Source organism: Microcystis sp. M179S2, from assembly GCF_020245805.1.
GTDB lineage: Bacteria > Cyanobacteriota > Cyanobacteriia > Cyanobacteriales > Microcystaceae > Microcystis > Microcystis aeruginosa.
The window spans coordinates 1-7,984 of record NZ_JADBUE010000063.1 but is presented as its reverse complement, the minus strand read 5'-3'; the positions used below and the strand labels follow the sequence as shown (position 1 = coordinate 7,984).

4 protein-coding genes and 2 pseudogenes are annotated in these 7,984 nt (G+C 40.3%); all 6 read right to left on the bottom strand.

The annotated features are described in order from the left end of the window. A pseudogene (locus IM500_RS03520) lies at nt 1-110 on the bottom strand (o-succinylbenzoate synthase); the annotation flags it as partial. Between the two features lie 356 nt (nt 111-466). Beyond that, entirely contained in the window at nt 467-6,175 is a 5,709-nt protein-coding gene (locus IM500_RS03515) for a beta strand repeat-containing protein (RefSeq protein ID WP_287737716.1), read from the bottom strand. Nucleotides 6,176-6,410: 235 nt separating this feature from the next. Next, nucleotides 6,411-6,548: a hypothetical protein gene (locus IM500_RS03510; protein WP_287737714.1), complete on the bottom strand. Its 138-nt coding sequence runs from the start codon at nt 6,546-6,548 to the stop codon at nt 6,411-6,413. Nucleotides 6,549-6,692: 144 nt separating this feature from the next. Continuing rightward, nucleotides 6,693-7,130 (bottom strand): PIN domain-containing protein, encoded by a 438-nt coding sequence (locus IM500_RS03505; RefSeq protein ID WP_190719290.1) that lies wholly within the window; start codon nt 7,128-7,130, stop codon nt 6,693-6,695. A 1-nt stretch (nt 7,131) separates the two neighbouring features. After that, nucleotides 7,132-7,395, bottom strand: a complete 264-nt coding sequence (locus IM500_RS03500) for an AbrB/MazE/SpoVT family DNA-binding domain-containing protein (RefSeq protein WP_079205536.1) — start codon at nt 7,393-7,395, stop codon at nt 7,132-7,134. Nucleotides 7,396-7,674: 279 nt separating this feature from the next. Next, a pseudogene (locus IM500_RS03495) lies at nt 7,675-7,984 on the bottom strand (hypothetical protein); the annotation flags it as partial.

Genomic DNA, 7,984 nt, shown 5'->3' with positions numbered 1-7,984 from the left:
TCCGCTTCTAAGCGAATAATAATTCCTTCCCTAATTTGCCAGAGTCCGTGATGGGTTTGTAGGGGACGCAGCAAAGGACGCTGATAAACACGAAATTGCCAGAAATACATGATTAACTATAAGTAGTCGTGAAAAGCTTAACATGAGCAGGCGTTGGGTTTCATGTTTCAAACCAACCTACGTTCATCTTATATTTAATTCTACCCACTTAGATAGTGGGACAGGCTTCTGATTCTTTGTATTTTATCTTTAATTGTAACCAGCTACTTAGTTGATAATAGGTGGTGCGTTACTTCAATCATAGTCCATCACACAATCACAGTCGATGATAGGTGGTGCGTTACTTCAATCATAGTCCATCACACAATCACAGTCGATGATAGGTGGTGCGTTACGACGGATTGTCACCTTCCAGTCAAAGCAGCAATTTTTGGCCGTCTAACGCACCCTACAAGCTGTATTAAGATTAAACTAATACAAGTATATCAGAGGCGGTAAGAGTGGGTTTAGAACTAAGAGTTGCAATTTGAATAGCTGCTAGTGTACCTGTCCCGTCCCCATCAAAGAATAATCCTCCAGTGATTGTATTATAAATAAAGCGATTGCTGGCATTTAATGCAGTTGTTCCTAACACAAATTGAGCGGTTGTAATCGCAACTCCTGCGGCTAAACCACCGCCAAAACCCGCAGCAGAGACAGTAATTTTATCCCCCTGACTGGAGAGAAAATCAGTAATTGTGTCAATCCCTTCATTGCGGTTGTTGAAGGTGAAGCGATCGCTACCTGTGCCTCCCGTTATGGTATCATTACCAGTACCACCAATCAAGGTATCATTCCCATCACTACCATTGAGGGTATTATTACCACTATTACCGGTGATAATGTTATTTAAGGTGTTACCAGTTCCGTTAATATTTGCGGTTCCCGTTAAGGTGAGGTTTTCTAGGTTATTTCCCAGGGTATAAGTTACAGAAGATTGAACAGTATCTGTACCTTGGTTGGCATTTTCCGTAATCGTATCGGTAGTAGTATCAACTTGATAAGTATCATTCCCTAAACCACCGATTAGGGTATCAATTCCCGCACCACCATTGAGAGTATTATTACCGCTATTACCTGTCAGGATGTTATTAGCAGCGTTACCAGTTCCGTTAATATTTGCGGTTCCGTTTAAGGTCAGATTTTCCACATTAGCGGGTAGGGTAGTGGTGACATTAGCGGTTAAGGTATCGCTAATGGTGACAATTCCTTGATTATTGCTAAGAGTTGCATTGACGGGATTACTGAGGTTAATGGCAAAAGTTTCGTTTGCCTCATTAAGGTTATCATTGAGGATGGGAATGCTAATAGTAGCAGTGGAAGTATTAGGTGCAATGGTGATAGTTCCGGTCTTGCTAGTGTAATCTACATTGGCGGTAGCGTTAACGGGTGCAGTAGTATAATTGACGCTAATTTGTTGTGGATTGGGGTTATCAACTGTGACGGTGAGGATAGCATTACTATTTTGACCTTCGACCACGGTGATATTATTGATGGAGAGTTTGGAGAAATCGTCATTAGTAATTGTCCCCGTCACTGCGGTGGCCGTACCTATTGTATAACCGGTCCCCGCAGCGAGGGTTAAAATAACAGTCTCATCCGGTTCAACTATGGTATCCGCAGTGGGGTCAACTGTTACGGTAGCAGTGGATGAATTAGCAGCAAAGGTGACTGTATTGGTAGTCCCTGTACGAGTGTAATCGGTATTAAGAGTAGCTGTCCCTCCGAGGGTGTAATTGACGGTTAAAGCGTTAGTTGTTACACCAGTACGGGTGAAGGTATAAACCAGATTACTTGTCCCGTCTTCAGTAACACTACTAGGAGAAACCGCAAGAGTGACATTGGTATCATCATTATTAATTGTTCCGGTAACTGCGGTAGTTGTCCCAATTGTATAACCTGTCCCGGTCGCGAGGGTTAAAATAACAGTCTCATCGGGTTCAACTGTGGTATCAGCAGTGGGGTCAACAGTTATAGTAGCAGTGGATGAATTAGCAGCGAAGGTGACTGTATTGGTAGTCCCGGTACGAGTGTAGTCGGTATTGAGGGTAGCTGTCCCTCCGAGGGTGTAATTGACTGTTAAAGCATTAGTTGTGGAACCGCTACGGGTAAAAGTGTAAACCAAGTTGGTTGTCCCGTCTTCGGTAACACTACTAGGAGAAACCGCCAAGGTGACATTGGTATCATCATTCGTAATCGTACCCGTAACTGCGTTGGTCGTACCTATTGTATATCCTGTCCCGGTCGCGAGGGTTAAAATAACAGTCTCATCGGGTTCAACTGTAGTGTCAGCAGTGGGGTCAACTGTGACGGTAGCAGTGGATGAATTAGCAGCGAAGGTGACTGTATTGGTAGTCCCTGTACGAGTGTAATCGGTATTAAGAGTAGCTGTCCCTCCGAGGGTGTAATTGACTGTTAAAGCATTAGTTGTTACACCAGTACGGGTGAAGGTATAAACCAGATTTGTTGTCCCGTCTTCAAAAACACTACTGGGAGAAACTGCAAGGGTAATACTGGGAGTGACAGGACTATTCGTAATCGTACCCGTAACTGGGGTGGTCGTACCTATCGTATAACCTGTCCCAGAAGCAAGGGTTAAAATAACAGTCTCATCGGGTTCAACTGTGGTGTCAGCAGTGGGGTCAACGGTTACAGTCGCGGTCGCTGAATTAGCGGCAAAGGTGACACTGGTGGGAATAGAAGCGTAATCGGTTCCATTGGTTGCTGTCCCCCCAACTGTATAGTTAACCGTTAAAGAATTTGTGGTGGAACCGCTACGGGTGAAGGTATAGACTAAGTTAGTTGTCCCATCTTCAGTAACACTACTGGGAGAGACAGCAAGGCTAATAGTAGGTAAGTTAGAATTAGTAACATAACTAAAATAACTAGCAGTTAGACTTAATGCTGTTTGATTATTGATAACCGCGATAAGTTCATCTGGTTCGCTTCCGGGTTTGTTGATGTAGAGATTAGTATTAGAACCAGAAACAGTCAATAAATAGTCACTACTTGAACCGCGAATCTGAATAATATCATCAGTGGGTTTAAAATCAGTAATTAAGGCATAGTCATTATTACCCGCAGATGTTGTATTACCATCATCATAACCAATCCAGTTAACGTCACCAAGGATAAACGTATCGCGTCCAGTTCCTCCTGTTATATTATCAATTTCTCCCTTACCGGGGGTTGTGCTTTGACTGTTGACTCCTGTGATTGAGTCGTTTCCTGCTCCTCCTGTCAGGGTATCATTTCCGCCACCACCGATTAAAATATCATCTAGATTAGCTCCATAAAGTTTATCATCAAAAGGACTACCTGTAATGTTAAATTGTTCGATATTACTGTAGGTAAGTGTAGTAAAACCAGTAACAATAGCATTGTGGATTTTACCAGCAATAAAGTTAGAAATTCCTGTACTTGCAACAGCACCACCAGAAGTACCATAAATTGAATAATCAACAATCAGAATATCTGTTCCTAAGCCTCCATCAACTGTTCCTTCTGACCCTGCTCCTGCTCCTGATCCTGTACCTCCGCCAACAGCACCACCAGAAGTACCATAAGAAGCAGTAGTTGAAAGTTTGATAGAATCATCAGCACTACCAGTAACAATTTTATCAATTGCTTCAAAATTCTGAATTTGCGTAGTACCGTAACTCACCTGAGCAGTAGTTTGAGTAAGATCGATAACAACCGTTTTTGTTGCATCTGCAAAATCAAGTGTAAGAGTGTCCCTTCCGTCGCCACCATCAAGAGTGTCTCCTGCTTTTGCTTTTAGTTGATCGTCGATAGGACTACCCGTAATGTTAAATTGTTCAATATTACTGTAGGTAAGTATAGTCCAACCAATGTTAATGAAATTGTGGATTTTACCAGCAATAGTGTGGATTTTACCAGCAATAAAGTTAGTAATTCCTCGACCTAGAGCTCCAACTAAACTACCAGCAGTACCATAAATTGAATAATGAACGATCAGAATATCTTTTCCCGCTCCCCCGTCTAGATGATCCCCCGCACCCGTAGAACTAGGAATAAACGTATCATCTCCATCTCCACCTAAAAGAGTATCTTCACCATCCCCTCCTTGCAGCCTATCGTTACCTGCTCCACCGATCAAAGAATCATTTCCTTGATCACCAAAAAGAAAATCATTACCCGCACCACCATCAATAGAATCATTACCCACAGTACCAGCAATAAACTCACTTCCATCATCACCCGGCAGAGCATTCAGCGTTAACGCCTTCGCTCTTGCTTGTACCCTACGCCAATCATCCAGTAAATACTTTCGTGCATCTGCATTATCAACATTTAAAATAGCTTGACCGTAGAGAATAGGATCAGCCTTATGAACACTATACTCCTTAGCAACACCCAAATCAGTAAATAAACCTTTGATATCAGAGTTGTATGAAGGTAGAGCGATTAAACGCTTCATATAGGGATCACCCCCTTGAATATTCAGCGTTTTCAACTGTCTAATAATGCCATTATATAAAGCTGTTTGTGCATTGGAGAAAGAATTTTTACCACTACCCCCAATATTAAAAACAAACTCTTTTTCATAATGTCCATACTCCGTTGCCGTAATGGTTAAAGGAGTTCCCCCAATCATTCCAGCAATCAACTGAAGCGTATCTGATGCAGATTGAGCCATCTGTTGAGCAACTTCTGGTTTTCCACCCTCTGCTTCAAAGCTAAATTGACTGACAAACTTACCCGTTGCAGCATTGTAATATACAGAATAATAAGCACGAGGATCTTTATTAGCGATCAGATTCCACGCCCATCCACCAACAACAGAGCCTAAAAAGTTTCCAATTCCGGGAACAATAAAACCACCGATTACTCCACCAATCGAAGCACCAAAATTATTTAAGTCAGCCCCCGTCCATACCTTATCGACATAATTAAAAAGTTGAGTGCTTGCAAAAGATTGCAATGCGCCAAACCCCGTATTAACAACCTCTCCAATAATTGATGCTTTTGTAAGGCTGAGGTTTATATTAGGATCTACTCCTAAATAATTAACAGCAAACGATTTGCCAAAAGCAGCCTCAGTTAACCCAGAAAAAATATGATTAGTTAGTGAAGCAGTAACTTGATCAATCGCAATTTGAGCAAGGGGATCTTCTATATCAAATTTCTCTGAAAAAGCTTGACTAATTGCAGAACTACCAAAACCCAACAATGTATTAGTAAAGTTCCCATAAAGTCTTGTATATAAAGCTCGTGCTGGTATTGAGCTTCCCACACTTGCCAGTTGATAAGCTAAATTATCTCCTAACCACCCGCCAAGGGTTTTTGTTGCAGTTGCGGCAATTAATTGACTCCCGAATTCTTCATTTCCATAGTGCATTGCTAACTTAGTAGCGAGAGTTGAACTAACATTTCCTAACCTAGTAACAGTTTGCCTTAGTTCCATTTCTCTAGTTGGCAACTGGCGCGTACCCATAACATTGAAGATTTCTTCTTCTGATGGAATATATCCACTAACTAAGGTTTCGGCAAACATAACCAACGCAGAAGCGGCTTTGTCTGCTATTCCCCAAAGAGAAGTGTTTAGATTGGTAACGCCTGCATCTTGAAGATAGTCTGTTAAATCATGTTCTATTGTTCCTAATAGCAGTGCGGGATTGTTTTCTGCATAAGTAATGAGGAGACTTGAAGTACCAGTAAAACCCAAACCATTAAGCTTTGTAGAAACTTGGCCTTTGGGATTGCCAGTAAGCATATAAAATGCGTCCACCGCCATCAGATGGCCAGGTTTTTTATCATAATCGGGGTATTTCGTGGGAACGGTCGAGTCGTCAGCCGAAAATTTATCTAATGTACTTTTGGAAATTTGAATAAGTTGCTGGTTTGTCACCTTTGGATTGGCTAAGAACTTGTCAACAACTAACTTCGTAGCGGAATATCCATCAATAACATTGCCGCGATCGCTTGAAAATCGAGATGTAATTGCATTGATGGCATTACTTATATCAGATGAGTTTCCTCTGAAACTCCACTGCGCTGGATTTAAATCAATATTTGGGTTGCTCATGGCTTTGAGTAATATGTTTTTGATTGTACTTAATTGTAGAAAATGGTCTAAAATCAAATTATTGGCAAAGCTTTTGGCTTTAACCATAATTTAGTAATGTAGGGTGGACATTGCCCACAAATTGCTTTGCTATTAATTATTCAGCCAAGTCAGCCGGTTTTTAAACAACCGTTTAACTAGCCGGTGTGGGTTAGGGTTGAAGACTGTCAAAACATCAATTAATGGTTTCTACTATCTTAAGAGCGTTTTTTTCTACCGTCAATTAGGACATAAGATATACTTATTTTTTTCTCAATCAGGTTTATTCATGAATCAGAGAAAGTCAAATTAAATTCGGTGCGGTTAAACCTTGATTTCTCACACTATCCACCTGATTAGCTTGACTCAAGCCATCAGATTGGGCAAAATCGAACAAAACATCGTAAATAGCAGGAAGAATCGGCAACAGTGAAGAAGTCATGACATTAACTGCAAAGGTTTATTGCTAATAGTTTTAGCCCAACAATACCCAATCTTTCAAGACCCCTGTAACAGAAATTAATATTTATACAGAAAACGGGTTTCAAGAAACCCGTTTTCTAAAGGCAATCACTAATACCCTAAGTCATAACTCATGATTAATAATTGAGCGAATGTCTTGTATAAATTGCGATGGCGTTTGCATAATTATTCCTGTTTGTTCAGCAACGCGTGACGTAAAATCTTTGGTGTTTAAGCTTAGTAATCTATCTGCATTAGCCAATAAAGCAGCTGCAAGAATAGGAGCATCTTTTTCTTCAATAATTTTACAAAATCGTAAGAATTGTTCTTGAGATGGATTCGGTAAAATTTCAGGATTTATCTGGCTGATAAGTTGCTTGAAAATGGGAAGCGCTAAGGGAATTTTTTTATAAAGATTTCGCTGGCATTCTTCTAACACTTGTTCTGAAATAAGTATTTTAAATAAGCCAATTTCAGCCATTGTCAGCACTGCTCGACTTGCACCTGTTTTAGAAGCTGCACCAGCAATTAAGATACTGGAATCAGCAAAAATTCTCTTCATATTAATGTTTTTGTTGGTATATTTTTTGCCTTTCTTCGTCTAATCCTTGTAATAAATCATTCAGTGTAACATTGGCTTCTTCTCGAATTGTTGTAATTTGGTCAGACAGTTGAGGGACTTTTGGTTGTTGTAAAGTCAACAAAATAATACCCTCAATTTCTATTAAATTTAATAAATCTCCTTCGCAAAGATTGAGTTTATCTTGGATAGCTTGAGGAACATTAATTGTTCCATTTTTTTCTAAGCGAATAGCAAAAGAGTTCATGATTGATATTTATTGACGTAATTTATTGAAAATTATAGCATTTTTTGATAGTGCGGTCTGCTCCTCAGTGTTTTTGGCACGCTTATCTCGTAGCCAGATCAGAAAAACTGTATCATCTACCCCCTCACAATGACAATTTTAGTGGGTCATGGCGGGAAGGCGATCGCCATAAGTCCAGAAAACGGGTTCCTTGAAAAAATCCGTTTTCTCGATATTGTTTTTTGGCTGAGGGTTTCAAGGTGAATGGGTGGACAATGCCTACCCTACGGCAAGATTTTCTTATTGGATTCTTGCCAAAGACTGCTTAAATTCTGCGAGAGAATTAGCGGTAGCTGCTAATTTTAGTAGCTCTTCTAAGATAGTAGGGTTAGTGATTTTGCCGATTATCTCTTCAATTTCTGAAGAAATTTGTCCAAACCGCACAGTTAAAACTGTTTTTATGGCATCGCGGCTTTTTTGTAATGCTCCAATTTCCTTACCAATTTCCTTACCAATTTCCTTACCGCGTTCTATCCCTCGTAACTCCATATTACTCATTAAAGGCATGGTTCTTTCCTCCTCAAATTGTTTGATTTTACTTTCTAAACTT